Source organism: Streptomyces sp. NPDC001443 (genome assembly GCF_053597355.1).
This window is the reverse complement of record NZ_JBSFIA010000011.1, coordinates 155,325-182,264: the sequence shown is the minus strand read 5'-3', so window position 1 is coordinate 182,264 and position 26,940 is coordinate 155,325. Positions and strand designations below refer to the sequence as shown.

Here is a 26,940-nt window from a genome sequence, read left to right as displayed (position 1 = left end):
CCGCAGGGCCGCAGGGCCGCAGGGCCGCAGGGCCGCAGGGCCGCAGGGCCGCAGGGCCGCAGGGCCGCAGGGCCGCAGGGCCGCAGGGCCGCAGGGCCTACGGAACGGTCAGGGCTACAGGTCCGGCACGGCCCGAGGGGCGGTCAGGTCCCGCGGGCGGCGTCTCCCCCGGAGCCGGGTGCGGCGGAACGGTTTCTCACCGGCTCACGCCGGTGCGCCCAGTTCCGCCCACACGGTCTTGCCGGTCACGCCCGGCGCGCGGACGACACCCCAGTCCAGACACAGCCGCTGCACGATGAACATGCCGTGCCCGCCGGGCCGGCCGGCGCGGTGCGGGGTGCGGGGAGCCGGCTGGCCGGTGCCGCGGTCGACGACCTCGACCCGGATGACCTTGTTGTCACAGGAGATCCGGAGCGACTCCGGCCCCTCGGCGTGCAGGCAGGCGTTGGTGACCAGCTCGGACACGACGAGCAGCACGTCCTCGGCGGCCGCCCGGCGGTCCGCGGTGGCGGCCGGCAACCAGCCCCACGCGTACAGCGCCTGACGCGCGAAGTCACGGGCGAGCGGCACGACGCCGCTCTGGCCGTCCAGGCTCAGCCGGCGGACCTGACGACCCGTCGACGAGGCGACCACGTCCTCGCGGGACACGCCGCCCCCTGGCACGTCACCCTCGGACGCCCCCGAAGCGCCGATCGGCTCCGGGCCGCGGTCGCCCGGCGAGCAGGGCCGGGTGGTGCTCATCAGCGCTTCACCTCACCGATTCACCAGTTCATGATTCAAGAGTCAGTACGTAGATCGACGGCGATTCCGTCGACATGACGCCGACACATTCAGGATGTCTCCTGCCCGACCGGGCCGACCGAACACCCCCCTGTCGGTACGAGCCGATGTCACCCGAGGACCCCTCCACGAGCGGACGCGCAGGTTCACCCGGGCGGCGACGGCCGGACCGAGCCCGGACGCGGGGGCCGGGAACACCGACGGCCGGTCCGCGGACCGGCTCAGGCCGACTCGCCGGACTCCCCCGCTGCACGGCCACCTCCGGTGTCCTTCGCCACATCGCCGTCGCCGTCACCGCCGTCGGCGCCGTTCGCACCGACGTCGGCCAGAGCCGAATCGACCGAGTCGTGGACGGTGAAGACCGCCTCGGCCCCGGTGATCTCGAACACGCGCGCCACCACGGGCAGCATCCCCGCGAGGTGCACCCCGCCCCCGGCGGCCTCCGCCTTCAGCCGCGCGCCCAGGAGCACGTTCAACCCCGTGGAGTCGCAGAACTCCAGGCGCGAGCAGTCCACGACCAGCTCGCTGAAGCCCTTGGAGAGGCAGTCGTCGAGCGGGTCGCGCAACAGATCGGCGGTGTGGTGATCGAGCTCACCCACCGGCGTCACGACGGCGCTGGAACCCTCTTCCCGCACCTCCACCAGAAGCCGGCCCGACTGTGCGCTGCCGACCGTCCCGCGGTCCATGCGTCTCCCACTCCCGAGATCGTGACTACTGACAGATGCTCTCGAACACTACGCCTTCTCCACACACCCTGACACCCGAACAACCGCCCACAAATGGACATTTCCTACTGAAACGGACTTGCGGTGAACTCGGTGGAACGGGTAGGGCTAGTAGAGACACGCACTCGACACGGCCGGCTTTGGAGGCGCCGCACACCGCTGTGCAGCACTGGCTTCGGCAGCCATATGCCGAGAACGATGGAGGACATCATGTCACCCCGGCTCGACGCGTCGCATACCCATCGGACGACGCCGACACCCCTTCCGGAACATCTGGATCCCATCGAGCGGAACCACCCCGCGCCCGTCCCGCAGGACGACGTGCTCGCCGGGCTTCCGGAGATACCTCCGTACGAAGAGGTCGGCGCCGTCGACGCGCGGGCCCTGTCCAAGACGCTGTTCGAGCGGCTGGAGTCGCTGGAGGAAGGGACGCACGAATATTCGTACGTCCGGAACACCCTCGTCGAACTCAACCTCGCCCTGGTCAAGTTCGCCGCCTCCCGCTTCCGCTCGCGCAGCGAGCCGATGGAGGACATCGTCCAGGTCGGCACCATCGGCCTGATCAAGGCGATCGACCGCTTCGACCTGGCCCGCGGCGTCGAGTTCCCCACCTTCGCGATGCCGACCGTCATCGGCGAGATCAAGCGCTTCTTCCGCGACACCTCCTGGTCCGTGCGCGTCCCGCGCCGGCTCCAGGAACTCCGGCTCGACCTGGCCAAGGCCGGCGACGAACTGGCCCAGCGGCTCGACCGCGCCCCGACGGTGGCGGAGCTCGCCGAGCACCTCGGCATCGACAAGGACCAGGTCGTGGAGGGCATGGCGGCGTCGAACGCGTACACCGCCGCGTCGTTGGACGCGCAGCCCGAGGAGGACGACTCCGAGGGAACGCTCGCCGACCGCATCGGGTACGAGGACCACGGGATCGAGGGCATCGAGTACGTCGAGTCCCTGAAGCCGCTGATCGCCGGACTGCCGCCGCGGGACCGGCACATCCTCTCGCTGCGCTTCGTCGCCAACATGACCCAGTCGCAGATCGGCGAGGAACTCGGCATCTCCCAGATGCACGTGTCGCGCCTGCTGTCACGGACCCTGGTACGGCTGCGGAAGGGCCTGACGGCCGAGGAGTGAGGGGCGCCCGGCACCGCCTCAACTGCACGCACCAACAGCCACTTTGATTACCCGGAGATAACCCTTTACCCAAAGCCTCTCCTCCCTCACCATGGGCATCACAAACTGGCCGGTACGTCAGGACGGTCGGACGACCGCCAGGGTGCAAGGAGGGCCGGAGAACATGGCACTAGGTGGCGGCGATGCCCATACGGGGGCGTCCGATGCCCGGCTGACCGAACTGCTGCGCGCCGACACCGCGTCCGCCTATCCGGCGCTCCAGGAGATCCGGGCCCGCCACCAGCCCTCGGTCCTCGGCTACGCCCGCCTGTGCGTGACGGGCGAGGCCGCGGCACGGCAGCTGGCGGCGCAGACCTTCACCGCCGCGGCCCGCGAGACGGCTCGCGGCACCGACCCCGACGTCCCGCTGCGCCACCGGCTCCTGCTGCTCACCGGCAGCGAGGCCGCGTCCTGGGCCACCGACGGGCGGGCCGCCGGCCTGGACCCCGGGCTGCTGCTGGTCCTGAACACCGCCCGGCCGGACGGCCCCGTCCCGCCCATGCTCGCCGCGTTCCGCTCCCTGCCGTCCCGCGCACAGGGCCTGATCTGGTACGGCGTCGTGGAGCGGGAGCCGGAGAGCCGGACCGCCGCATTCCTCGGGCTCACCGAGTGGGACGTCCGGCACGGCACCCCCCAGGCGCTGCCGGCACTCGGTCAGGCCTGTCTGCGTGCCCGGCTGGCCGCCTCCGACGACCCGCGCTGCGGCGACTTCCGCAGGCTGATCGAGGAGTCCGCGCGGCCGGACAACCCCCGCCACAGCCCCGACCTGCACGCCCACATGACGCGCTGTCCGCACTGCACGAGCGCGTACGAGGAGCTGTCCGCCCTGCGCGACGACCCGCGCACGGCGCTGGCCGAGGGACTGCTGCCGTGGGGCGGCACGGCGTACGCCCGAAGCGCCGGGGCTGCCGCGACGCGCGTCATCCCGCGCGCCGGTGCGCGCGTCACCGATCCTTCCGCGCCCCGGACCCGGCCCTGGACCGGGCCGCAGTCCCGGCGCATCGTCCTGGCCTCGGCGGCGCTGAGCGCGGTCCTGGTGCCGCTGCTGCTGTTCCTGAACTCCTCGGACGGCTCGCAGGACCGGCAGCAGTCGGCGGGCGCGGCGGCCGTCCCCTCCAGCCCTCCGGTGACGGTCACGGCGACGGCCACGTACTCCGCTCCGGCGCCGTCCGCGTCCCCCACCCGCACCTCGCCCTCGCCGAGCCACAGTTCGGCCCGCCCGAGGCCGACCACCCGCAGGCCGACCCCGACCCCGACCCCCGCCGCGCGCCCGCCGGGCGCGGCCTACGCCCAGGTCGTGAACGTGTCCACGGGCCGCTGTCTGGACGTCGGCGGGGACTTCGACAACGGCACGGACGTCGTCACCGCCCCCTGTTCCGGCGCGGACACCCAGCGCTGGCGGGTCGACGCGGACCGCGGTGTCCTCCAGTCGTACGCCGACCCGGACTTCTGCCTGGACAGTCGCGGCGACGTCGACAACGGCGTCGGTGTCTGGAGCTGCGACTCGGTCTACGGCAGCCACGGCCAGAACCTCACCTTCACGGTCGACGACGACGGGGTGATCCGTCCCGCGATCGCGATCGAGACCGGGGTGACCCCGCAGTCCTACGGTGACGGGGTGTCACTGGAGCCGCTGAGCGGGGGTCCGGTCCAGCGGTGGCGGGCGGGATCCGCCTGAGCGGCGGGCTCAGAGCACCCGTGTGCCCCGCCGCCACACCCCGCTGACCAGGGGCACGCCCGGCCGGTAGGCGAGATGGACATGGCTCGGCGCGTCGAGGAGGGTCAGGTCGGCGTACGCGCCGGGGGCGACGCGGCCGACGTCGTCGCGGCGCAGGGCCGCCGCGCCGCCCGCCGTGGCCGACCAGACCGCCTCGTCCGGCGTCATCCCCATGTCCCTTACCGCCAGCGCGATGCAGAACGGCACGGAGGACGTGAAGGACGATCCCGGGTTGCAGTCCGTCGACAGGGCGACCGTGACGCCCGCGTCCAGGAGGCGGCGGGCGTCGGGCCACTGCGCACGGGTGGAGAACTCGGCGCCGGGCAGCAGGGTGGCGACGGTACGGCTGTGCGCGAGGGCGTCCACGTCGGCGTCGGTGAGGTGGGTGCAGTGGTCGGCGCTGGCCGCGTCGAGTTCGACCGCGAGCTGCACGCCGGGGCCGTGGGAGAGCTGGTTGGCGTGGACGCGCGGGTGCAGGCCCTTGGCCTTGCCGGCGGTGAGGATCGCGCGGGCCTGGTCGCCGTCGAAGGCGCCCTTCTCGCAGAAGACGTCGATCCAACGGGCGTACGGGGCGCAGGCCTCGAGCATCTCGCCGGTGACGAGGGCGACGTAGGCGGCCGGGTCGTCGGCGAGGTCGGGCGAGACGATGTGCGCGCCCAGGTAGGTCACCTCGTCGGTGTGCCGGGCCGCGATGCGCAGCGCGCGGGCCTCGTCGACGACCGTCAGGCCGTAGCCGGACTTCGTCTCGAAGGTCGTGGTGCCCTGGCGCAGGGCCTCGTCGAGGTAGCGGGTGAGGTTGCGTTCGAGGTCCTCGTCGCTCGCCGCCCGGGTCGCCGCGACCGTCGTGCGGATGCCGCCCGCGCTGTAGGCCCGGCCGGACATGCGGGCGTTGAACTCCTCGGTGCGGTCGCCCGCGAAGACCAGGTGGGAGTGGGAGTCGACGAAGCCGGGCAGCATCGCGCGGCCGTCGGCGTCGACCCGGTTGTCAGTGGCGGGTGCTTTGCTTGATTCACCGGTCCACACGACCCGGTCGCCCTCGATGACGACGGCCGCGTCCCGGACCAGACCGAGCGGCGAGCCGTCGCCTTGGGAGGGATCGTTGGTGACCAGAGTGGCGATGTTGGTGACGACGGTGCTGACCGTGCTGCTCATGGCGTCCTCGTGGGGGGCGGCGGGGCTGGATGCGGGTCGGGGGGCGGGCGCCTGGCGGCCCGTCAGGCGTGCAGGGCTGCGACGGCGGCCGCCAGTTCCCGCGGCACGTCGGGGACGAGCGTGTGCGCCCCGTCCCGTACGACCTGACGTCCACCGACGACCGTGTGGCGCACGTCCGCCGCGGTCGCTGCGAATACGGCCGTCTCTGCACCGAGCCTGGGCACCGGTCCCGCCGTCCTGACCGAGTCGAGCGCGACCGTCGTGAAGTCGGCGAGGGCGCCCGGCCGGAGGACGCCCGCGTCGGTCCAGCCCAGGGCGGCGTGACCGTCTGCGGAGGCGGCGCGCAGCAGCGCGGCGGCCGTCCAGTGGCCGCGGGTGCGGGTGCGCAGCCGCTCGTTCAGCTCCATCGCGCGCGCCTCTTCGAGCAGGTCGATGACGGCGTGGCTGTCGGAGCCGAGGGAGAGCGGGGAGCCGGCCCGCTGGAGGGCGACCGCGGGGCCGATGCCGTCGGCCAGGTCGCGTTCGGTGGTGGGGCACATGCAGGTGCCGGTGCCCGAGTCGCCGAGCAGCGCGATGTCGGTGTCGGTGAGGTGGGTGTTGTGCACTCCGGTGGTGTGCTCACCGAGCACGCCGTGGTCGGCGAGCAGCTGCGTCGGGGTGCGGCCGTGGGCGGCCCGGCAGGCGTCGTTCTCGGCGGTCTGCTCGGACAGGTGCACATGCAGCGGGGCCCGCCGCTCCTGTGCCCACCGCGCCACGGTGGCCAGCTGGTCCGCGGGCACGGCCCGTACGGAGTGGATCGCGGCCCCGATCCGTGCGTGATCCCGTTCCTTGAGAACTGAACAGCGTTCGGCCCAGGCGTCCGCGCTGCCGTCGGAGAAGCGCAGCTGGTGATGGTTGGGCGGCTCGCCGAAGCCGGCCGAGAGGTAGGCGGTGTCCAGGAGGGTGATGCGCACGCCGGCTTCGGCGGCGGCCGCGATCAGGGCCTCCCCCATCGCGTTGGGGTCGGCGTAGGGGGTGCCGCCCGGGGCGTGGTGCACATAGTGGAACTCGCCGACCGCGGTGATGCCGGCCAGTGCCATCTCGGCGTACACGGCGCGGGCGAGCGCGTGGTAGGTCTCCGGGGTCAGCCGGTCGGCGACGGAGTACATCACCTCCCGCCAGGTCCAGAAGGTGCCGGAGCCCACCTGGACGGTGCCGCGCAGGGCGCGGTGGAAGGCGTGGCTGTGGGCGTTGGCGAGGCCGGGGAGGGTGAGACCGCGCAGGATCTCGGCGCCGGGCGGCGGGGTGGCGACGCCGGTGCGGACGGCCGTGATCCGGCCGTCGGACACCTCCAGGGCCACGCCCGGTTCGACGTGGGTGTCGAGCCAGGCGTGCTCCAGCCAGTACGTCCGCGTGTGGGTCTGCGGGTGGTTCCGGTTCACCTGCGGGCCAGCCCTTCCAGTACGTCGGCGAGCGCGCTCACCCCGGCCGTGCAGTCGTCCTCGGCCGCGGACTCGGCCGGCGAGTGCGAGACGCCCGTGGGGTTGCGCACGAACAGCATGGCGGTCGGGACGCTGCCGCAGAGGATGCCGGCGTCGTGTCCCGCCCCGGTGCCGAGGACGGGCACCTTCAGGTCGGTGTCGGTGCCCAGGATCCGGGCGAGCTCGTCGCGCAGGGCGTGGTCGAACTCGACGACCGGCGTGAACGACTCGCGCACGACGTCCAGGTCGACGCCGTGGCGCTCCGCGTGGGCGCGGGCCGCCTTCTCGATGCCGGCGAGCACGGTGTCGAGGGTCTCCTGCCCGGCGGCACGCGAGTCGAGCCAGCCGCGCACCAGGGAGGGGATGGCGTTGACGCCGTTCGGCTCGACGGAGATCTTGCCGAAGGTGGCGACGGCTCCGGCGAGTTCGGCTTCGCGACGGGCGGCGAGGACGGTCTCGGCGTACGGCAGCATGGGGTCGCGCCGGTCCTCCGGCCGGGTGGTGCCGGCGTGGTTGGCCTCGCCGCGGAAGTCGAACCGCCAGCGTCCGTGCGGCCAGATGGTGCCGGCGACGCCGACCCGGTCGCCGGACAGGTCCAGCGCCCGCCCCTGTTCGATGTGCAGCTCGACGAAGGCGCCGATCCGGGCGAGCCGCTCGGGGTCGGGGCCGATGGCCTCGGGGTCGTACCCCGCGGCCTCCATCGCCTGCGGCAGGGTGATGCCGTCTCCGTCGGTGAGGCGATGCGCCTGTTCGACGGTGAGCGCTCCGGCGGTGAGCCGGGAGCCGACGCAGGCCAGCCCGAACCGGGCGCCCTCCTCGTCGCCGAAGTTGACGACGGCCAGCGGCCGGTCGAGCCGGGCGCCGCGGGCGCGCAGTTCGTCCAGGGCCGCGAAGGAGGACACCACGCCCAGCGGCCCGTCGAAGGCACCGCCGTCGGGCACGGAGTCGAGGTGCGAGCCGGTGACCACCGCGTCCCCCTGGGCGGGGTCGCCGAGCCAGGCCCACTGGTTGCCGTTGCGGTCGAGTTCGTAGGTCATCCCGCGGGTACGGGCCTGCTCCTCGAACCAGGCCCGGCACTCGGCGTCGGCGGCGGTCCAGGCGAAGCGGCGGTAGCCGCCGGAGGCGGAGCTGCGGCCGATCGGCAGCAGCTCCGCCCACATGCTGTGGAACGTCACGCGGAGGCCTCTTCCTGTTCCTGGCCTTCGCGCATCGGCACCCGGACCCCGCGCTCGTCCGCCACCGACTCCGCGATGTCGTAACCGGCGTCGACGTGCCGGATGACGCCCATGCCCGGGTCGTTGGTGAGCACCCGGCGGATCTTCTCGCCCGCCAGCTTGGTGCCGTCGGCGACGGAGACCTGCCCGGCGTGGATGGAGCGGCCCATGCCGACGCCGCCGCCGTGGTGGAGGGAGACCCAGGAGGCGCCGGAGGCGACGTTCACCATGGCGTTCAGCAGCGGCCAGTCGGCGATCGCGTCGGAGCCGTCGAGCATGGCCTCGGTCTCGCGGTACGGGGAGGCGACGGAACCGCAGTCGAGGTGGTCGCGGCCGATGGCGAGGGGGGCGGCGAGCTCGCCGGAGGCCACCATGTCGTTGAAGCGCTCGCCGGCCTTGTCGCGCTCGCCGTAGCCGAGCCAGCAGATGCGGGCGGGCAGGCCCTGGAAGTGGACGCGCTCGCCGGCCATCTTGATCCAGCGGTGCAGCGACTCGTTCTCCGGGAAGAGGTCGAGGATCGCCTTGTCCGTCTTGTGGATGTCGGAGGCCTCGCCGGACAGGGCCGCCCAGCGGAAGGGGCCCTTGCCCTCGCAGAAGAGGGGGCGGATGTAGGCGGGGACGAAGCCGGGGAAGGCGAAGGCGCGGTCGTACCCGGCGAGCCGGGCCTCGCCGCGGATGGAGTTGCCGTAGTCGAAGACCTCGGCACCGGCGTCCATGAAGCCGACCATCGCCTCGACGTGCCGGGCCATGGACTCGCGGGCGCGGGTGGTGAAGCCCGCCGGGTCCTTGGCGGCCGCGTCGGCCATGTCGTCGAAGTCGACGCCGACCGGGAGGTAGGCGAGCGGGTCGTGGGCCGAGGTCTGGTCGGTGACGATGTCGACGGGCGCGCCCTCGGCGAGCATCCGCGGCAGGAGCTCGGCCGCGTTGCCCAGCAGGCCGATGGAGAGCGGCTTGCGCTGGTCACGGGCCTCGACGGCGAGCTGGAGGGCGTGCTCCAGGGAGTCGGCCCTGACGTCCAGGTAGCGGTGCTCGATGCGGCGCTCGATGGCGCGCGGGTCGCAGTCGATGCAGATGGCGACGCCGTCGTTCATCGTCACCGCGAGGGGCTGGGCTCCGCCCATGCCGCCGAGGCCGGCGGTGAGCGTGATCGTGCCCGCGAGGGTGCCGCCGAACTTCTTCGCGGCGACCGCGGCGAAGGTCTCGTAGGTGCCCTGGAGGATGCCCTGGGTGCCGATGTAGATCCAGGAGCCGGCCGTCATCTGGCCGTACATGGTCAGGCCGAGCTGCTCCAGGCGGCGGAACTCCTCCCAGTTGGCCCAGTCGCCGACCAGGTTGGAGTTGGCGATGAGGACGCGCGGGGCCCACTCGTGGGTCTGCATGACGCCGACCGGGCGGCCGGACTGGACCAGCATGGTCTCGTCCTGCTTCAGCGTCCGCAGGGTGCGGACCATGGCGTCGAAGGAGCGCCAGTCGCGGGCGGCCTTGCCGGTGCCGCCGTAGACGACGAGCTTGTCGGGGTGCTCGGCCACCTCGGGGTCGAGGTTGTTCTGGAGCATCCGCAGGGCGGCTTCCTGCTGCCATCCCAGGGCGCTCAGTTCCGTACCACGCGGGGCTCGTACGGGGCGGGGTCCTGACATGGTCTGCCTCCTAGCGGATTGTTGCTGTCGTTATTCACATCCTGACTATCTGAATAGAACTAGTCAACACATGAGGCCGTCGACGTGGGCGGGTCGCGGGTGTTTGGCTGAATGCATGGCACCCGAGTCGCAGACCGACCCGACGGGGGACGCAGTGGACGACGGCAGCGGAGGCGCCCTGGTCGCACGGCGCGACGACGCGGGCTCGCGCGGCGGACCCGACGCCGAGCGGGTCGCACGGCGCGACGACGCGGTGCGGGCCGCGGTGGAACAGGGGCTGCTCGGCCCCGGCGCCCGTGTCGTCGCGCTGCTCGACGTCACCGGCATCAGGGAGTCGGCGGCGGCGCTGCGGGCCGCGTTCGACGCCGTGGTGGCGCCCGGCACACCCGTGCTGCACGCCTTCGCGGTGAAGGCGACCCCGCTGGTGCCGGTGCTGCGGCTGCTGCGCGAGGAGGGCATCGGCGCGGAGGTGGCCAGCCCCGGCGAGCTGGCCCTGGCGCGGGCGGCCGGGATGCCGCCCGCCCGCACCGTGCTCGACTCGCCCGCGAAGACCTCCGCCGAACTGCGTGAGGCACTGGCGTTCGGCATCGCCGTCAACGCCGACAACCCGCAGGAACTGGAGCGCCTCGATGCCCTCATGCGGTCGGCCGGCAGCCGCTCCCCGCTCGGCGTCCGGGTGAACCCGCAGCTCGGCGCGGGCTCCATCGAGGCACTGTCCACGGCCACGGCCACCTCGAAGTTCGGGGTGGCGCTGCGCGACGAGGGAGCGCGCGAGTGGGTCGTGCGGGCCTTCATGGACCGGCCGTGGCTGAGCCGGCTGCACACGCACACCGGATCGCAGGGCATCCCGCTGTCGCTGATGGCACGCGGCGTGGCGGAGGTCCACGCGCTCGCCGAGGAGATCAACCGGCGGATCGGGCGGCCGCAGATCGACACGATCGACATCGGCGGCGGACTGCCGGTGAACTTCGGCTCCGACGTGACGACCCCGACGTACGCGCAGTACGCGCGGCTGCTGCGCGAGACGGTGCCGGGGCTGTTCGACGGGCGGTACGGGCTGGTGACCGAGTTCGGGCGGTCGCTGCTGGCCAAGCACGGGACGGTGGTGGCGCGGGTGGAGTACGCCAAGAGCGCCGGCGGGCGCCGGGTCGCGGTCACCCACGCGGGGGTGCAGGTGGCGACCCGGACGGTGTACGCGCCGGAGTCCTGGCCGCTGCGGATCGCCGGGTACGACGCGAAGGGACGGCCCAAGCAGGGCCCCGAGGTCGTGCAGGACGTGGCAGGACCGGCCTGCTTCGCGGGCGACCTGCTGGCCCGGGGCCAGGCGCTGCCGCAACTGGAGCAGGGGGACCACGCGGCGGCGCTGGACACGGGCGCGTACTGTTTCGCGCACCACTACGCCTACAACTCGCTCGCCCGGCCGGGCATCTACGGCTTCGCCCCGGACGACCGCGGCCGGACGGCCTTCGCGACGGTGCGCGAGCCGCAGACGGTCGAGGAGATCGTCGCCGAGTCGGGAGGGGCGCACGCGTCGGCGCTCACCACCCTGCGCACCCCCGGACCCACTCACCCGTACGAGTGAATCTCCTACCGACCCCGACACCCGCACGGACAGCCGCGGAGCCGGGGCGGGCGCAGGCGTGGACCCGGCGCGGGCGCCCGACGGCGGCGTACAGACGGATACACAGGTGAGCATGCAGGTCATCCCGTAGGAAAACCTGCACAGCCGACCCACCCTAGCCACCCTCAGCATGTTCCACCGGGAAATGCCATATCCCCACCGGTCACCCGCGACGGTGCGTAGTTTCATGGTCACTCAGCCGGACCCCAAGGTGGGAGGGGAGCGACGGTGCCCGGAATCGACGAGTGCCTACTGGAAGCGATGCGGCTGCCCGGCGCCCGGGGCGCGGCACTGGTCGACTGGACCAGCGGGCTGGCCCTGGGTGTCGTCGGGGAGTCACCGGGCGGCGACCACGAGGCGGCCGCCGTCGAGGCCGCGGAGCTGGCCCGGCTGGCCGCCGAACACCGGGCGTTCGCGCCGGGCGACGGCGGCGCCGGGGCACCGGGCGGCGCCACGGCGTTGCCGGTCGAGGATCTGATCCTCAGCAACCGCGACAGCTACCACCTGCTGCGGTTCGTGCCCACGCCGTTCGACAGCAGCGTGTTCCTGCACGTGTGGCTGGCCCGCGCGGAGGGCAACCTCGCGCTGGCCCGCATCCGGCTGGGCGAGATGGCCGGACGGCTGGTGCTCGGATGACCGTGATCGGCACCACTCCGCCGCCCCGGCTGCCGGTGCGGGACCGGTCCGCGGCGCACGAGGGGGCGGGCGGCCTCTCGCCGATGCTCACCCGGCTCGCCGCCGAGCGGGCCACCGGCGTCCTCGTCCGCGAGCACGGCACGCTCCACCTCACCGAGGGCGAGGTGGTGCACGCCGAGAGCCCGCACGCGCCCGGCTTCGACGTGCTCCTGACCACCCACGGCCCGCTCGACGCCACGGCCTGGCAGGAGGCGCTGGCCCAGACCGGCAGCAGACCCGACGCGGTCCGGCTGGTGGCCGACCGCGGCCGGCTCACCGAGGGCGCGCTGGAACTGTGTCACCTGGGGGCGCTGTTCGACGCCGCCTACTTCGCCCTCGCGCCGAGCAGTACCCCGGGCCGCTTCCGTTACGGGGGTGGGCACCAGCCAGGGGCCGTGCGCCCGGTCACCGTGGACGTCGTGGAGCGCGAGACGCTCCGCAGGCGCGAGCTGCTGCGGCGCGTGTGGCCGGATCCGCTGGCCGACAGCGCACCGCTGGTCCGGGTCGCCCCGGCGGCGGCGCCCGCGGTCACCGCCCGCCAGACGGCCGTGCTCACCCTGGTGAACGGTGTGCGCACCGCGACCGACATCGCCCGTGAGCTGGGCAGACAGGCGTTCCACACGCTGGTGGACGTACGGCGGCTGGCGGCGGCCGGGCTGGTGACGCCCCAGCCGCCGCCCGTCCGGGTGCCCCCGCCCGTCCCCTCGGTCCTTTCCGTGTCCGATCCCGACATCACGCTGCTGAAGAGGCTCAGGGATGCGCTGGAGGCCCTTTGAGCGGCAGAGCCCGCGACAGCGACCCCGTGCCGAAAGGAGAGAGCTGATGGCGGCCGAGCCCGACATACGAGAGGAGCTGTGCCGGCTGAGGGCCCGGGTGCCCCAGCTGACCGGCGCCCTCGTGGCGAGCGCGGACGGTCACGTCCTCGCCCAGGACACCCCCGGTGTGGCGCCGGAGACGGTGGCCGCGCTCACCGCCACGGCACTCGGCGTCGTGGCGCGGCTGTCGGACGCGACCGGCCAGGGCGAGTTCCGTGAGCTGCTCGTGCGCGGGGTGTACGGCTATGTCGCCGCGTACCCGGCTGGCCGCGGCGCCGTACTGACGCTGCTCGCCCAGGACCGTGTCAACGTCGGCCGGCTGCATCTGGAGGGCCGCCGGTCGGGGATCCGGATCGGCGAGCTCGTCGACGCGGAGACGGCGTCCGCCACCGCGCCCCGGACCGTGCCCGCCCTGCCGCCCGCCGCCTCGGCCCCGGCCGCTCCCCCGCCCCCCGACAGGCCTCCGGTGGTACAGCCCATCGGAGCGCCCACCGGACCCACCGGGCCTCCGGCCGAACCGTCGACCGGGCCTCCGGCCGAAACACGGCCCGAGTCGGCGCCCAGGACACCGGCCAAGACGCCGGCCAAGACGCCGGCCAAGTCCGCCGCCCGGACCAGAACCCCTCGCGCGCCACGCACCACCAGCAACGCGCGTACCACCACCGATAGTTGAGAGAACGAGGAGACTCAGTCATGGCCAACACCGAGACCACGCTCAAAGAGGCGCTCTCGTCCATCGAGGGCGCGACCGGAGTCGCGCTCGTCGACTACACCAGCGGGATGGCGCTGGGCACGATGGGCGGCAGCAAGGGCTTCGACCTGAACGTCGCGGCCGCGGGCAACACCGACGTCGTACGCGCCAAGATGCGCACGATGGAACATCTGGGCCTCAAGGCCCAGATCGAGGACATCCTGATCACCCTGTCCGACCAGTACCACCTGATCCGGCTGATCAGCGGACGTGGGGGCAACGGTCTGTTCATGTACCTGGTGCTGGACGCCAAGCGCGCCAACCTGGCGATGGCCCGCCACCAGTTGAAGAAGATCGAGGAGGACCTCGAGGTCTGATCCCGGGCGTCCGGGACCGGACCTCCCGAGTCCGGTCCTCCCGACCCGGACGTCCGGGCCCTTGTGAACGACCGGCTACACCGGCACCGCGGTGTGGCGCCGTGCCCCGCCCGGGGCCGCGTCGCCCGCCGCGATGCCGGTGCCGCGGTAGCCCTTGACGGCCGGGCCCGCCGGGCGTCCTCCCCGCGCGTCGAGCCAGTCGACCCGTACCCACAGCAGCATGTCCTCGGCCCGTTCGCGCCGCCCGAGCCAGGCGGCCTTCAGCCGCAGCCCGACACCTGCGCCGACCAGCAGCAGCCCGCCGGCGGCGGGCACCGCGAGGGAGCTGCCCAGCGCGGCCACGAAGGCCAGCAGCAGCCACCAGCGGTGGGCGCGGCGCCAGTTCCGCACGGTCACCGCACGGTCCTGGAGCACGTCGTGCCGGCCGGCCCGGGCGGCACCGCGGGCGAGAGCTCCGTAACGCCCGCGCCGAGCGTACGAGACCACGGCGGCCGCGACGAGGAACAGCGCCGCCCCCGCCATCACCCCGATCCGGCGGCCGGTGAAGCCCGGCACCAGAACACCGACCCCCGCCGCGAACACTCCGGCGCCGCACAGCGGCGCCGCTCCGGCCCGCACCACGACGGCCACCCGGGCCAGCCCCTGGCCTCCGCGCCCCTGACTTCCGCGTGCCACGTCAACGCCTCCTCGCCACCGGCACAGTTCTGCAAGTGCGGACACGCTAGCGAGCGAACGTGAGACGAGTCTGAGAGCACCGGCCGGCGGCCCCGGGCCGTGGCTCACTCGACGAACAGCCCCCGTGCCGCCGCCCGCGCGTCGAACTCCTCCAGGCGGGTCTGCGCGTCGGGCAGGTCGTCGCACATGGCCTCCAGCAGCACCCGGCCGAGCAGCATCGGCGCGCACGCGGTGTCGAAGGCCAGCCCGGTGCCGACCGCGGCGGGCAGCAGCAGGTCGGAGACCTTGGCCACGGGTGCGAACGCGGAGTCGGCGACGGTCACGACGGTCAGCCCGGCCTCCCTCGCATAGGCGAGGGTGTCCAGGACCTCACGGGGGTGCCGCGGCAGCGCGAAGCAGAGCAGGGTCGTGGCCCCGGCCCGTACGGCGGCGTCGATCCGGTCGTGGATCATCGTGCCGCCCTCGTGGACCAGCCGTACGTCCGGGTGGACCTTGGCGGCGAAGTACGCGAAGCCGTAGGCCTGGGACGCGGCGGCCCGCAGCCCGAGCACCGGCAGCGGGCGGCTGGCGGCGAGCAGCCGGCCCGCCTTCTGCACCGGCCGCGGGTCCGCGAGCACCTCCGCGAGGTGCCGCAGGTTCTCGATCTCCGCCTCGACGGCCTGCTGGTACTCGTTGTACGCCCGGGAGCCCGCCGGCTGTTCCGCCGGCGCGACCTCGCGCAGATGGCGGCGCAGGGCGGGGTAGCCGTCGAAGCCGAGGGCGACGGCGAAGCGGGTGACGGAGGGCTGGCTGACCCCGGCCAGCTCGGCGAGCTCCACGCTGGACAGGAACGGCACGTCGGCGGCCCGCCGCACCATGCTGTGCGCGATGCGCCGCTGGGTCGGCGTCAGCCGGTGCCCCTCGAAGAGCGCCTGCAGCCGTGCGGCGGGGCTGTCGGGTCCGCCGGTGTCCCTGTCCGCGCTCGTGTCCGCAGTCATCGCTCGCTCTCCCTCCAGATCTGCGTGAACCGGTCGAGCAGCCGGGCCGCGACCGTCACGTCCCGGGTGAGCGGCCGGTCGGCCATGTCCTCGTCGAGCACCGACTCGGCGATCGCCAGCGCCCGGCCCACCGGGAGCCCCGGTTCGGGCCGCAGGTCGCGCAGCCGCAACGCCCGTACGGCGGCGACGAGTTCGCAGCCCACGACGAGACGGTACGCGTCGCAGGCACGCAGTGTCTGGCGGGCGGCGAGCGAGGCGAAGCTCGCCTGCTCCTCGACGCCCCGGGAGAGCACGGCGTGGCCGAGCGAGGCGGGCGCCGAGCAGGCGCGCAGCTCACCGAGGGCGGCCCCGGCCGCGTACTCCAGGATCATCACCCCGGACGAGGCGGGTTCCTGGTCGGCGAGGAAGGGCTTGAGCCGGGTGAAGGCGGGCTCGTTGAGGCTGGACAGCCGGGACGTCGACAGCCGGGCCACCTGGGTCACCGCCAGCCGGAAGTGGTCGAGCGCGAGGACGAGCTGGGCCATGTAGAAGCCGCCGTGGTGGTAGGCGGCCATGCCGTCGGGGGAGACGAGGGGGTTCTCCGCGGCCGCGTTGAGCTCGATCGCGAGCACCTCCTCCAGCGCGTCCGCCGCGTCCTGCGCGGGGCCGTGGATCTGCGGCAGGCAGCGGAAGCCGTACGGGTCCTGGATCCGGCCGAGCGGAGGCGCCGGCCGGTCCGCGGCGCCGATCAGCTCCCGCATCCGGCGGGCGACCTCGCCCGAACCCCGGTGCGGGCGGGCCGCGTGCACGGGGGCGGCGTACGCCTCGTGGGAGCCGTCGACCGCGAGCAGGGACAGCCCGGCGACCACCTGGGTGGCCTCGATCAGCCCGCGCAGCTCGTGCAGGGCGAGCGCCGACTGGCCGAGGGTGAGGGCGTTGCTGCTGATCAGAGCCAGCGCGTCGTTGTTGTCGAGGGGCAGGGGGGCGGGCGCGCCCGTCCCGCGCCAGGGGTGTTCCCCGGCGAGGGCGAGGCCGAGCTGGGCCAGCGGCGCGATGTCACCGGTGCCGACCGAGCCGAACTCGTTGACGACCGGGTGGGCGCCGCTCTCCAGCGCCTCGCACAGCGCCGTGACGACGCCGGGGCGCAGTCCGGCGCCGCCCGCCAGCAGCTGGTTGGCCCGTACGGCGAGCATCGCCCGTACCTGCCGGGCCGGCAGTTCCTCGCCTATGGCGCCGGCGTGGCTGCGCAGCAGGCGCATGCCGTGACCGGCGGCGGCCTCGGTGGGCACCGTCTCGTTCCGGTTCGCGCCGACGCCGGTGGAGCGGCCGTACACCCGGCCGGTCGCCGCGAGCTGCCGGGCGGCGGTCCAGGACTCCTCGGCCCGCCGCATCGCCGCGCCCGCCGGGACCGGCCGCGCGCTCCCGTCGGCGAGGCGGACGACGTCGTCGACGCCGAGGCCGGTCCCGTCGAGGACCACGAGGTCCGGGGACCCGGGGTGCACCGCATGCGCGTCCGGCACGTCCGGCACGTCCGGCGCCTCCACGGTCCGAGACGACATAAGGACCCGAGCTCCCCTCAACCCTCGATCCGGACTTCAACCTATTCAGACACCATGAACTCTGCATGACGATATACAGCCGGGCAAGGCGCGTCTCATGATCCGGCTCGCCGGGCCGCCGCGGACCCGGATCCGGGCGCGGCTCCCGGCCCCGGACCCGGGTGCGGACCCGGCCCAGGCTCCGGGTGCGGACCCGGGCGGAAGACGGGGGCTACCCCCAGTGCGCAGGGGCCGCCCGCTGCCTAGCGTGAATCCCATGACGGGAATGGAGACGATCATGGACGCGCGGGACGCCGACCTCAAGAAGGAACTCGACGCCACCCTGCACGCCCGCAGGGAACTGGGCGAGGAGTACGAGTCCGCACTGGTCGACTCCTTCCTGGAGAAGGTGGACCAGCGCATCGACGGCGCGGTCGAACGGCGGGTGCGCCGTCATCTGGCCGAGGCGCAGATGACCATGGCCCGCAACTCCCGTTCCCCGAGGCCCACGGACTCGTGGGGCGAGCGCTTCGGCTTCGGCATCGTCTCGCTGGTGTTGGCGGTCCCGCTGTCCGCGATCGGCGCGGGCACCGCGCATCTGCCCGGCCTGATCGTGTCCTGGGTCGGCATCGTCGGCGTCAACGCGGTCCAGGCCGTCCGCTCCAACCCGGGCCTCTTCGGCCGCCGCCGGCCGTCCGGGGACAGCGACTGGGAGGACTGACCGGACCGCGAGCGCCCCACGGAAGGACGGCATCGGCCGGAAAAGGCTGTGCGCGGGGACCGCCGCACCCCCGTTGCCGGGGGGCGGGACGACGGCGGTCCCCGCGAGGGACGCGTGCCGGGTCAGGCCGGGATCGCGTCCTGGGCGTCGGTGGAGGTCCGGGAGCCGCTCCGAAAATCCGTGACGCCGTTTTGGTGCCGGCCGGGGCGGGGAGCCGCTCCCGCCCTGCCGACACCCCCTAATGTGCCGGACTCGTGTTAAGCGTGTGCTGCGTGTACGTGACACGCTCGTACCACTTCCGCGAAGTCCGTCTTCTCGGCGAGCGGCCGAAGGTCCGCCGCGCATCCCGCCTGTTCACCGCAGGTCCGCTAGTTTCCGCCCTTGGCGAGGAAGGACAGCAGGTCCTGACGGCTGACCACACCGGTCGGCTTGCCCTCGACGAGGACGATCGCCGCGTCCGCGCCGCCCAGGACGGACATCAGGTCGCCGACCGGCTCGCCGGAGCCGACCTGCGGCAGCGGGGCGGACATGTGCTTCTCCAGCGGGTCCTCCAGCGAGGCGCGCTGGGTGAACAGCGCGTCGAGCAGTTCCCGCTCCACCACGGACCCCACGACCTCGGCGGCCATGACGTCCGGGTGACCGGCGCCCGGCTTCACGATCGGCATCTGCGAGACGCCGTACTCGCGCAGCACTTCGATGGCCTCGCCCACGGTCTCGTCGGGGTGCATGTGGACGAGGGAGGGGATGGTGCCGCCCGCCTTGTGGCTGAGCACGTCGGCGACCCGGGCGCTCGGGCCGGTGTCCTCCAGGAAGCCGTAGTCGGCCATCCACTCGTCGTTGAAGATCTTGCTGAGGTAGCCGCGCCCGCTGTCGGGGAGCAGGACGACCACGACGTCGTCCGGGCCGAGCCGCTCGGCGACGCGCAGCGCGGCGACCACGGCCATGCCGCAGGAACCGCCCACCAGCAGGCCCTCCTCCTTGGCCAGCCGACGGGTCATCTGGAAGGAGTCCTTGTCGGACACGGCGACGATCTCGTCGGCGACGCTCCGGTCGTAGGCGGTCGGCCAGAAGTCCTCACCGACGCCCTCGACGAGGTACGGACGCCCGGAGCCGCCGGAGTACACGGACCCCTCGGGGTCGGCGCCGATCACCTGGACCCGGCCGTCACTGGCGTCCTTGAGGTAGCGCCCGGTGCCGGAGATGGTGCCGCCGGTGCCCACGCCCGCCACGAAGTGGGTGATCCGCCCCTCCGTCTGCTCCCACAGCTCGGGGCCGGTCGAGTGATAGTGGGAGAGCGGGTTGTTGGGGTTGGAGTACTGGTCGGGCTTCCAGGCGCCCGGCGTCTCGCGCACCAGACGGTCGGAGACGTTGTAGTACGAGTCGGGGTGCTCGGGGTCCACGGCGGTCGGGCACACGACCACCTCGGCGCCGTACGCGCGCAGCACGTTGATCTTGTCCGTGGACACCTTGTCGGGGCACACGAAGATGCACTTGTACCCCTTCTGCTGCGCCACGATCGCGAGCCCCACACCGGTGTTGCCGCTGGTGGGCTCGACGATGGTGCCGCCGGGCTTGAGCTCGCCGCTCTTCTCCGCCGCCTCGATCATGCGCAGGGCGATGCGGTCCTTCACGGATCCGCCCGGGTTGAAGTACTCAACCTTGGCCAGGACGGTCGCCTGGATGCCCTCGGTCACGTTGTTGAGCCTCACCAGCGGGGTGTTGCCGACGAGGCTGATCATCGAGTCGTGGAATTGCACCGTTGTCTCCGGTCGCTTGCAACAGATGTGGTCGAAGTGGTTCCGCCAGCCTACGGCGCGGCGCGGACGTTCACGCCTGGTTGCGATTGGCCGACGGTCCGTACGGGGCAAGGAGTGGTTGTACGGCTACGAGGAGGTGGCGGCGACACATGACGAACATGTCGAGGGCGCGGGTGGCCCGCCGTATCGCGGCCGGGGCCGCGTACGGCGGTGGCGGCATCGGCCTGGCCGGTGCCGCCACCGTCGGTCTGCTGCTGGCGGAGGTCCAGCTGGCCCGGCGCCAGGTGGGCAACGGCGTGCGCCCCCGCGTCCCGAGCGCGGAGGGCCGCTACGGCCATGTCTACGACATCCCCGGCGAGGCGCCCCTGTTCCTGACCATGCTGGGCGACTCCACGGCCGCGGGCCAGGGGGTCCACCGGGCCGGCCAGACACCGGGCGCGCTGCTCGCCGCGGGGCTGTCGGCGGTGGCGGAACGCCCGGTGGTGCTGCGCAACGTGGCGCAGCCCGGCGCCCAGTCGGACGATCTGGACCGCCAGGTCGGGCTGGTCCTCACGGGGCCGGACCAGGTCCCCGACGTCTGTGTGGTCATGATCGGCGCGAACGACGTGACCCACCGGATGCCACCGACCCGATCGGTACGTCATCTCTCCTCCGCGGTACGGCGGCTGCGCACGGCCGGCGCGGAGGTGGTCGTCGGCACCTGCCCCGACCTGGGCACGATCGAGCCGGTGCAGCAGCCGCTGCGCTGGCTGGCCCGGCGGGCCTCCCGCCAGCTCGCGGCGGCGCAGACGATCGGGACGGTCGAGCAGGGGGGCCGGACGGTGTCGCTGGGCGACCTGCTGGGCCCCGAGTTCGCGGCGAACCCGCGCGAGCTCTTCGGCCCCGACAACTACCACCCCTCCGCGGAGGGGTACGCCACGGCCGCGATGGCGCTGCTGCCGACGGTCTGCGCCGCGCTGGGTCTGTGGCCCGCGGAGGAGGAGCGCCCCGACGCCTCCCGCCGCGAGGGCTTCCTGCCGGTGGCCCGCGCCGCGGCCGAGGCCGCGTCCGAGGCCGGTACGGAGGTCACGGCCGCGATGCCGACGGGTCCGCGGGGCCCCTGGGCCCTGCTCAAGCGCCGCAGGCGCCGGCGCGTCCCGGAGACGGCCCCGGCACCCGTCGACACCCCCGACCGCCCCCGGACACCCCTCGGCGATCCGGGCTGACCACCACCGGTCCCGCCGCCCCGGACCGGCCCCGGCGGTCCCACCCGCCGCCACCCGCCGCCACCCGCCCGCCACCGGGCCACCGCCTGTCGCCGTCGGGCGGACCCGGTGACTTCGGCAAACCCGGGACCCCCGGGGCCTCGGACGACCCCGTCCGACCTCGGATGACCCCAAACAGAAAAGCAAGCGCTTGGAAACTGCGGTCAGGGTCACATCGCAACTCTCGTGACCTGGACCATACGTACGGGTAACTTCCCAGACAGTCCGCCTTGCCGTACCCGTCTCTGGAGCCGTGATGCCCGAAGCCGTCATCGTCTCGACCGCCCGCTCCCCCATCGGCCGCGCTTTCAAGGGCTCGCTGAAGGACCTGCGCCCGGACGACCTCACCGCCACGATCATCCAGGCGGCCCTCGCCAAGGTCCCGGAGCTGGACCCCCGGGACATCGACGACCTGATGCTCGGCTGCGGTCTGCCCGGCGGCGAGCAGGGCAACAACCTCGGCCGTATCGTCGCCGTCCAGATGGGCATGGACCACCTGCCCGGCTGCACGATCACCCGCTACTGCTCCTCGTCCCTCCAGACGAGCCGCATGGCGCTGCACGCGATCAAGGCCGGCGAGGGCGACGTCTTCATCTCGGCCGGTGTCGAGATGGTCTCCCGGTTCGCGAAGGGCAACTCCGACAGCCTGCCGGACACGCACAACCCCTTCTTCGCCGAGGCCGAGGCCCGCACCGTGGCCGTCGCCCAGCAGGAGGGCACGACCTGGCACGACCCGCGCGAGGACGGCATCGTCCCGGACGCCTACATCGCGATGGGCCAGACCGCGGAGAACCTCGCCCGCTGGAAGGGCGTCACCCGCCAGGACATGGACGAGTTCGGCGTCCGCTCGCAGAACCTCGCCGAGGAAGCCATCAAGAACGGCTTCTGGGAGCGCGAGATCACCCCGGTGACGCTGCCCGACGGCACGGTCGTCAGCAAGGACGACGGCCCGCGCGCGGGCGTCACCCTGGAGGCCGTCCAGGGCCTCAAGCCGGTCTTCCGCCCCGACGGCCTGGTCACCGCCGGCAACTGCTGCCCGCTCAACGACGGCGCCGCCGCGCTCGTCATCATGTCCGACACCAAGGCCCGCGAGCTCGGTCTGACCCCGCTCGCCCGCATCGTCTCCACCGGCGTCTCCGGCCTGTCCCCCGAGATCATGGGCCTGGGCCCGGTCGAGGCCTCCAACCAGGCGCTGCGCCGGGCCGGGCTGACCGCCGCCGACATCGACCTGGTCGAGATCAACGAGGCGTTCGCCGCCCAGGTGATCCCCTCCTACCGCGACCTCGGCTTCGACCTCGACAAGGTGAACGTCAACGGCGGCGCCATCGCCGTGGGCCACCCCTTCGGCATGACCGGCGCCCGGATCACCGGCACGCTGATCAACTCCCTCCAGTTCCACGACAAGCAGTTCGGCCTGGAGACCATGTGCGTCGGCGGCGGCCAGGGCATGGCCATGGTCATCGAGCGCCTCAGCTGACACGACACCCGGCGCACGCCCGGCCGACGACCGGCACGCGCCGGATCGTGCGCCGGAACACGCGCCACAGGAGGCTCTCGGCAAGCTGTCGGTAGCCGCCGTCGGACCCTGCGTCACGCATCGGCCCGGAACCCGGAAACCGCCCGGGTTCCGGGCCGTTTTGTGATCCAATCTCACCCAGGATGTGACCTGTCTCGCTCGGGCGAGGCATCTCCGCAGGTCAGGCACGTTTCGCCAGGAAACCTCAGGGGTAGATTCCTGCCCGTTTCGTGACGTTACGCACTGACAGCTGGATGGTCCACCCTTCAAGCTGATGTAGGAAGTCGGGGGTCGACTTTGAACCGGGAGTACGTCAGTGAGCGCCATGCCGATCGCCCTGCTGCTCACCACGGTCGCCACTGGCGCCGTGGGCGTCGCCGTCCTGCGCACCCTCATGGTGCTGCGCCGGCAGGTGGCGGCCCTGCACACCGAGATCGCGCGGGGCAACGCGGCCGCCGCGCGGGGTCTGGTCCCCGCCGCCCGTCACGCCGCCGACGCCGATGAGATACGCGCGGCCGTCGCCGAGGCGCTCGCCGAGGAACGGGAGCGCGAACTGGCCGAGGCGCGCGCCTTCTGGGCCGCCCAGGAGGCCCGGGACGGCTCCGACGCCCCCTCCCTGCTGGGCCTGCCGGACAGCGAGCTGTTCCTGCCCCGGCAGAGCGACTTCGCGGGCCTGGAGTCGCTCGAACCGGTGGCCGAACCTGGCGCCGACGCGGACGAGTTCGCCGGGGAGTCCCCCGAACTGGCCGCGGCCCGCCGCCGGCACCCCTCGCACCCCGACTTCGTACCGGTCCAGTCCCCGGTCGTGAACGACCACGAGCGCACGGTCGCCGCCCTGGAGGAACTGGCCTCCTCCGGCGTCGAGCTGACGGACGTCCGCCCGGGTCCGCTGGGCACCCTCGACGTCTACGTGTTCGCCGACGGCACGACTCTCTGCATGACCCCGGGGCACCGCGAGACCGCGGAACGCCTGGCCGCCGCGCTGCGCGCGGGCGAGGTCCCGGTCCTGCTCGGCGGCTCGGGCATCTCGGGCGCCTACACCCTGACCTTCGCCTGCGGCGAGGAGACCGTCTACATCCTGGCGGACCGTGTCATAGCGTCCCTCTGAGGAAACCACTCCGAGGGACCGTCACACCCCCGCCCGGCTCTGCGCCTCCTCCACCAGCCCCACCGCTTCGGCGACTTCGGCCTCGCTGCGCAGCACGACCGCCAGATCGTGCCCGGCGACGGTGATCTGATCGGCGACGGCGAACATCCCGGCGTCCGGCATCTCCCGCGGTTCGGTGCCCGGTTCCTCCACGCTCTGGGTGCGCCGCGCGAACTCGCGGGCCAGTTCCAGTGCCGCGGCGGCGGCGCTGCGCTGCAACCGGCTCTGGGGCGCGGCCCGCAGAAGGTCGGCGAAGTGATCCACGGCACGGGTCAGGGGCGTCGTATCAACCACGTCGCGAGACTACGCGCCGTACCGGCACTGTTGCCAACACGCCAACGCTCAGGCACGGTGACGTGAAGGACCGGCTCACACCCCATTGCGTCCGGAGGCGCCGATGTCCCACGTCCTCTCCGAGGAGACCCATCGCAACATGCTCGCCCGCATCCCCCACTGCACCGGTCGTGAAGTCTCCGACTGGCTGCGCACCGTCGACGAAGGCCCGTCCCTCTTCCGCTTCGAGGAGAAGGTCAGCTGGCTGCGTCACGAGTACGACCTGGCGTACGGGCACGCCAAGGCGATCATCCACGAGTACGACCTGAGGAGGGCCGCGCGCAAGCTGCTCTAGGGACGCGAACGACAGGCCCTGGAGCAGGTCCCGGCCGCGCAATCACGCAGGACACGACGAAGGGCCCCGGGCGAACCCGGGGCCCTTCCACGCCCGGCCGCGACATCGCGTCGCGGCCGGGCGGCTGCTAGTCGTTGCTGTTGAGGATCGCGATGAGCCGCAGGAACTCCATGTAGATCCACACCAGCGTCATCGTCAGGCCGAAGGCGGCCAGCCAGGACTCCTCGCGCGGGGCGCCGTAGGTGATGCCGTCCTCGACCTGCTTGAAGTCGATGGCGAGGAAGCAGGCACCGAGGATGACGCCGATGATGCCGAACATGATGCCGAGGCCGCCGCTGCGGAAGCCGAGGCCGTCACCGCCGCCGAAGACCGCGAACAGCAGGTTCACCGTCATCAGCAGGATGAAGCCGAGCGCGGCCGCCATCACGAAGCCATAGAAGCGGCGGTTGACGCGGATCCAGCCCGCCTTGTAGGCGACCAGCACACCGGCGAAGACCGCCATCGTGCCGAGCACGGCCTGCATGGCCGCACCGCTGGCGATGCGGTTGTCGACGATGCTGGAGACGACTCCGAGGAAGACACCCTCGAGACCCGCGTAGGTCAGGATGAGGGCCGGCGACGGCCTGCGCTTGAAGGACTGCACGAACGCCAGCACCATCGCCACCAGCGCGGCGACGATCCCGATGCCGTACGAGCGGTTGATGTTGGCGTTGTCGACCGGCAGCAGCGCCCAGGAGAGCGCGGCCGTCACGACCAGCAGGCCGAGGGTGCTCGCGGTACGCAGGACGACGTCGTCCATCGTCATCCGGCCAGTGGTGACCGGGGCCTGCGGCGCGCCGTACTGAAGGTCCTGCTGCGCGTACGGGTTCTGCGCGTAGGGGTTGCCGGACGGCTGGGCGTAAGGATTGCCCTGCGCGTACGGGTTCGCCTGCGTGCCGACTGCGGGTCCCCCGGCCTGCGGCGCGGTGTTGAAGCCCGCGTAGCCGTTGTCGCGGCTGAACCCCCGTCGCGAGAAGACCGGGTTTCTGCTCCTCATTTCACTCCTCCATGGCCACTCTGCGTGGGCCTTGGCTCCAAGAGTAATGGGTAGGCAAAGGATTGACCCTACTGCCTGAGAAGGATCTTTCCCTCGTCGTGCTGCGCAACACGCTACGCGGGTCCTTGATTCCCAGGGGTGGAGGGCCGCATTCATGACCAAGCTGCGACACGCCCGGAACCGGTCGGAGATCAGCCGTTCTCCCGGCGGGCGTTCACCCGAACGGGAAACCGGTGTAGCCCTCGGCGAGGTCGGTCTCCGCCGCGCGCGACCCGGCGATCCGCTCCAGCCGGGCCAGTTGGAGGCGGTCCTCGAAGGGAGTGGCGCCGGGGACGCGGTGCAGCATCGTGGTCATGTCGTAGGAGAACCGCTCGGCCTGCCAGACCCGGCGCAGACAGGTGGCGGAGTAGGCGTCGAGGAGTTCCTCCGAGCCGGTCTCCTGCCGGTGGGTCAGGGCCCGCGCGAAGGTGACCACGTCGCCGACGGCGAGGTTCAGCCCCTTGGCCCCGGTCGGCGGCACGATGTGGGCGGCGTCCCCGGCGAGGAAGAGCCGGCCGTGCCGCATGGGCTCGTGGACGTAGGAGCGCATGGGGGTGACGGACTTCTGGGTGATCGGGCCGCGTTCCAGGCGCCAGCCGTCCGCCGTCTCGAAGCGCCGCTCCAGCTCGTCCCAGATCTCCTCGTCGCCCCACTCCTCGGTGTCGGTGCCGGCCGGGACCTGGAGGTAGAGCCGGGAGACGGACGGGGAGCGCATGGACAGCAGGGCGAAGCCGCGGTCGTGGCGGGCGTAGACGAGCTCGTCGTGGGAGGGGGCGACGTCGGCGAGGATGCCGAGCCAGCCGAAGGGGTACGTCCGCTCGAACACCTGGGTAAGCTCGGCCGGGATCGCCTTCCTGGCGACCCCCCAGAAGCCGTCGCAGCCGACGACGTAGTCGCACTCCAGGACGTCCTCGGCGCCCTCGTGCCGGAAGCGGACGCGCGGGCTGTCGGTGTCGGCGCCCTCGACCGCGAGGGCCTCCGCCTCGAACAGCAGCGGGCCGCCGTCCCGGAGCCGGAGGGCGATGAGGTCCTTGCAGACCTCGGTCTGGGCGTAGACCGTCACCGAGCGGCCGCCGGTGAGAGCGGGGAAGTCCACCCGGTGCCGCCGCCCGGCGAACCGCAGTTCGATGCCGTCGTGCGGCAGGCCCTCGCGGTCCATGCGTTCCCCGGCCCCGGCCGCGCGCAGCACGTCCACCGTCCCCTGTTCCAGGATCCCGGCCCGCTGCCGCTGTTCGACGTAGGCCCGGTCGCGGCTCTCCAGGACGACCGAGTCGATGCCGGCGTTGTGCAGCAGCCGGGCGAGGAGGAGGCCGGCCGGCCCGGCGCCGATGATCCCGACGGTGGTGCGCATCGGACGTTCCCTTCGGTCTGTTCCGCGCCGTTTCCGCGCTTGTTCGTCTGGTGAAATTTTCTTCACCGTGTTCGCCTGTGAGTCTGCGCGCGCGGACAGCCGCTGTCAACGGTCGTATGGGGAGACGGTCGACGTCGGAGATGCCCGGAACCGGACTCGAACCGGTACGCCCGCGAGGGGCAGCGAGGTTTAAGCTCGCCGTGTCTGCGTTCCACCATCCGGGCAGGCCATGGCTCCGCGTCGAGACCCCGAGCCTATCGGGGCACACACCTCGAACAGCCGCTGGGCGAACCGATGTTGT

At 72.8% G+C, this 26,940-nt stretch carries 25 protein-coding genes and 1 tRNA gene; 12 read left to right on the top strand and 14 right to left on the bottom strand.

Going from position 1 to position 26,940, the window contains the following annotated elements:
• Positions 1-204: 204 nt before the first annotated feature.
• Positions 205-741: an ATP-binding protein gene (locus ACWC24_RS15165; protein ID WP_450663264.1), complete on the bottom strand. Its 537-nt coding sequence runs from the start codon at positions 739-741 to the stop codon at positions 205-207.
• A 260-nt stretch (positions 742-1,001) separates the two neighbouring features.
• Positions 1,002-1,466, bottom strand: a complete 465-nt coding sequence (locus ACWC24_RS15160; protein ID WP_450663263.1) for an STAS domain-containing protein — start codon at positions 1,464-1,466, stop codon at positions 1,002-1,004.
• Positions 1,467-1,715: 249 nt separating this feature from the next.
• Between ACWC24_RS15160 and ACWC24_RS15155 the strand changes: the two genes are divergently transcribed.
• Positions 1,716-2,633 carry an RNA polymerase sigma factor SigF gene (locus ACWC24_RS15155; protein WP_450663262.1) on the top strand — a complete coding sequence of 306 codons (918 nt, stop codon included), beginning with the start codon at positions 1,716-1,718 and terminating at the stop codon, positions 2,631-2,633.
• Positions 2,634-2,796: 163 nt separating this feature from the next.
• Positions 2,797-4,350, top strand: a complete 1,554-nt coding sequence (locus ACWC24_RS15150; RefSeq protein WP_450663261.1) for an RICIN domain-containing protein — start codon at positions 2,797-2,799, stop codon at positions 4,348-4,350.
• 9 nt (positions 4,351-4,359) lie between these two features.
• Here ACWC24_RS15150 and hutI read toward each other — a convergent pair whose 3' ends face one another.
• The 4 genes from hutI to hutU all read right to left on the bottom strand — a co-directional run bounded on the left by hutI (position 4,360) and on the right by hutU (position 9,852).
• Entirely contained in the window at positions 4,360-5,541 is a 1,182-nt protein-coding gene (hutI, locus tag ACWC24_RS15145) for an imidazolonepropionase (RefSeq protein ID WP_450663260.1), read from the bottom strand.
• Positions 5,542-5,603: 62 nt separating this feature from the next.
• Complete coding sequence (locus tag ACWC24_RS15140; protein WP_450663259.1) at positions 5,604-6,962, bottom strand: formimidoylglutamate deiminase; 1,359 nt, start codon at positions 6,960-6,962, stop codon at positions 5,604-5,606.
• Positions 6,959-8,176, bottom strand: coding sequence for an allantoate amidohydrolase (locus ACWC24_RS15135; RefSeq protein WP_450663258.1), 1,218 nt, complete (start codon positions 8,174-8,176; stop codon positions 6,959-6,961). The genes ACWC24_RS15140 and ACWC24_RS15135 overlap by 4 nt, the downstream gene beginning before the upstream one ends.
• Positions 8,173-9,852, bottom strand: a complete 1,680-nt coding sequence (gene hutU, locus ACWC24_RS15130) for a urocanate hydratase (RefSeq protein WP_450663257.1) — start codon at positions 9,850-9,852, stop codon at positions 8,173-8,175. Before hutU ends, ACWC24_RS15135 begins: the two co-directional genes overlap by 4 nt.
• 115 nt (positions 9,853-9,967) lie before the next feature.
• On the opposite strand from hutU, the gene ACWC24_RS15125 reads away from it, so the two are divergent.
• From ACWC24_RS15125 to ACWC24_RS15105, 5 genes are all read left to right on the top strand, one after another.
• Positions 9,968-11,434: a diaminopimelate decarboxylase gene (locus tag ACWC24_RS15125; RefSeq protein ID WP_450663256.1), complete on the top strand. Its 1,467-nt coding sequence runs from the start codon at positions 9,968-9,970 to the stop codon at positions 11,432-11,434.
• Between the two features lie 267 nt (positions 11,435-11,701).
• Complete coding sequence (locus ACWC24_RS15120) at positions 11,702-12,109, top strand: hypothetical protein (protein WP_450663255.1); 408 nt, start codon at positions 11,702-11,704, stop codon at positions 12,107-12,109.
• Positions 12,106-12,924, top strand: a complete 819-nt coding sequence (locus ACWC24_RS15115) for a transcriptional regulator (protein WP_450663254.1) — start codon at positions 12,106-12,108, stop codon at positions 12,922-12,924. Before ACWC24_RS15120 ends, ACWC24_RS15115 begins: the two co-directional genes overlap by 4 nt.
• A 46-nt stretch (positions 12,925-12,970) precedes the next feature.
• Positions 12,971-13,636, top strand: coding sequence for a roadblock/LC7 domain-containing protein (locus ACWC24_RS15110; RefSeq protein WP_450663253.1), 666 nt, complete (start codon positions 12,971-12,973; stop codon positions 13,634-13,636).
• A 20-nt stretch (positions 13,637-13,656) separates the two neighbouring features.
• A complete protein-coding gene (locus ACWC24_RS15105) occupies positions 13,657-14,031 on the top strand; it encodes a hypothetical protein (protein WP_450663252.1) in 375 nt (124 codons plus the stop codon).
• Between the two features lie 75 nt (positions 14,032-14,106).
• Here the strand turns inward: ACWC24_RS15105 and ACWC24_RS15100 are convergent, their stop codons facing one another.
• The 3 genes from ACWC24_RS15100 to ACWC24_RS15090 form a co-directional block, all read right to left on the bottom strand.
• Positions 14,107-14,706 (bottom strand): hypothetical protein, encoded by a 600-nt coding sequence (locus tag ACWC24_RS15100; RefSeq protein ID WP_450663251.1) that lies wholly within the window; start codon positions 14,704-14,706, stop codon positions 14,107-14,109.
• A gap of 104 nt (positions 14,707-14,810) precedes the next feature.
• Complete coding sequence (locus ACWC24_RS15095; protein ID WP_450663250.1) at positions 14,811-15,683, bottom strand: MurR/RpiR family transcriptional regulator; 873 nt, start codon at positions 15,681-15,683, stop codon at positions 14,811-14,813.
• The gene (locus ACWC24_RS15090) at positions 15,680-17,221 is read right to left on the bottom strand and encodes an aromatic amino acid ammonia-lyase (protein WP_450663249.1); all 1,542 of its coding nucleotides are present in this window, start codon (positions 17,219-17,221) and stop codon (positions 15,680-15,682) included. The genes ACWC24_RS15095 and ACWC24_RS15090 overlap by 4 nt, the downstream gene beginning before the upstream one ends.
• A 277-nt stretch (positions 17,222-17,498) precedes the next feature.
• On the opposite strand from ACWC24_RS15090, the gene ACWC24_RS15085 reads away from it, so the two are divergent.
• Positions 17,499-17,921, top strand: coding sequence for an ATP synthase subunit C (locus tag ACWC24_RS15085; RefSeq protein WP_450663285.1), 423 nt, complete (start codon positions 17,499-17,501; stop codon positions 17,919-17,921).
• Positions 17,922-18,289: 368 nt separating this feature from the next.
• Here ACWC24_RS15085 and ACWC24_RS15080 read toward each other — a convergent pair whose 3' ends face one another.
• A complete protein-coding gene (locus ACWC24_RS15080; protein WP_450663248.1) occupies positions 18,290-19,678 on the bottom strand; it encodes a cystathionine beta-synthase in 1,389 nt (462 codons plus the stop codon).
• Between the two features lie 149 nt (positions 19,679-19,827).
• On the opposite strand from ACWC24_RS15080, the gene ACWC24_RS15075 reads away from it, so the two are divergent.
• The 3 genes from ACWC24_RS15075 to ACWC24_RS15065 all read left to right on the top strand — a co-directional run bounded on the left by ACWC24_RS15075 (position 19,828) and on the right by ACWC24_RS15065 (position 23,546).
• A complete protein-coding gene (locus ACWC24_RS15075; protein ID WP_450663247.1) occupies positions 19,828-20,883 on the top strand; it encodes an SGNH/GDSL hydrolase family protein in 1,056 nt (351 codons plus the stop codon).
• A gap of 295 nt (positions 20,884-21,178) precedes the next feature.
• A complete protein-coding gene (locus tag ACWC24_RS15070; RefSeq protein ID WP_450663246.1) occupies positions 21,179-22,399 on the top strand; it encodes an acetyl-CoA C-acetyltransferase in 1,221 nt (406 codons plus the stop codon).
• Between the two features lie 364 nt (positions 22,400-22,763).
• A complete protein-coding gene (locus ACWC24_RS15065) occupies positions 22,764-23,546 on the top strand; it encodes a hypothetical protein (RefSeq protein WP_450663284.1) in 783 nt (260 codons plus the stop codon).
• Between the two features lie 21 nt (positions 23,547-23,567).
• Here ACWC24_RS15065 and ACWC24_RS15060 read toward each other — a convergent pair whose 3' ends face one another.
• Positions 23,568-23,879 (bottom strand): hypothetical protein, encoded by a 312-nt coding sequence (locus ACWC24_RS15060; RefSeq protein WP_450663245.1) that lies wholly within the window; start codon positions 23,877-23,879, stop codon positions 23,568-23,570.
• A 103-nt stretch (positions 23,880-23,982) separates the two neighbouring features.
• Between ACWC24_RS15060 and ACWC24_RS15055 the strand changes: the two genes are divergently transcribed.
• On the top strand, positions 23,983-24,213 hold the full coding sequence (locus ACWC24_RS15055) for a DUF4287 domain-containing protein (protein WP_450663244.1): 231 nt from the start codon (positions 23,983-23,985) through the stop codon (positions 24,211-24,213).
• 127 nt (positions 24,214-24,340) lie between these two features.
• On the opposite strand, the gene ACWC24_RS15050 is transcribed toward ACWC24_RS15055, so the two are convergent.
• The 3 genes from ACWC24_RS15050 to ACWC24_RS15040 form a co-directional block, all read right to left on the bottom strand.
• Complete coding sequence (locus ACWC24_RS15050; RefSeq protein WP_450663243.1) at positions 24,341-25,249, bottom strand: Bax inhibitor-1/YccA family protein; 909 nt, start codon at positions 25,247-25,249, stop codon at positions 24,341-24,343.
• Positions 25,250-25,463: 214 nt separating this feature from the next.
• The gene (locus ACWC24_RS15045; protein WP_450663242.1) at positions 25,464-26,639 is read right to left on the bottom strand and encodes a 4-hydroxybenzoate 3-monooxygenase; all 1,176 of its coding nucleotides are present in this window, start codon (positions 26,637-26,639) and stop codon (positions 25,464-25,466) included.
• A 141-nt stretch (positions 26,640-26,780) separates the two neighbouring features.
• A tRNA-Leu gene (locus ACWC24_RS15040) sits at positions 26,781-26,863 on the bottom strand.
• Between the last annotated feature and the right edge of the window lie 77 nt (positions 26,864-26,940).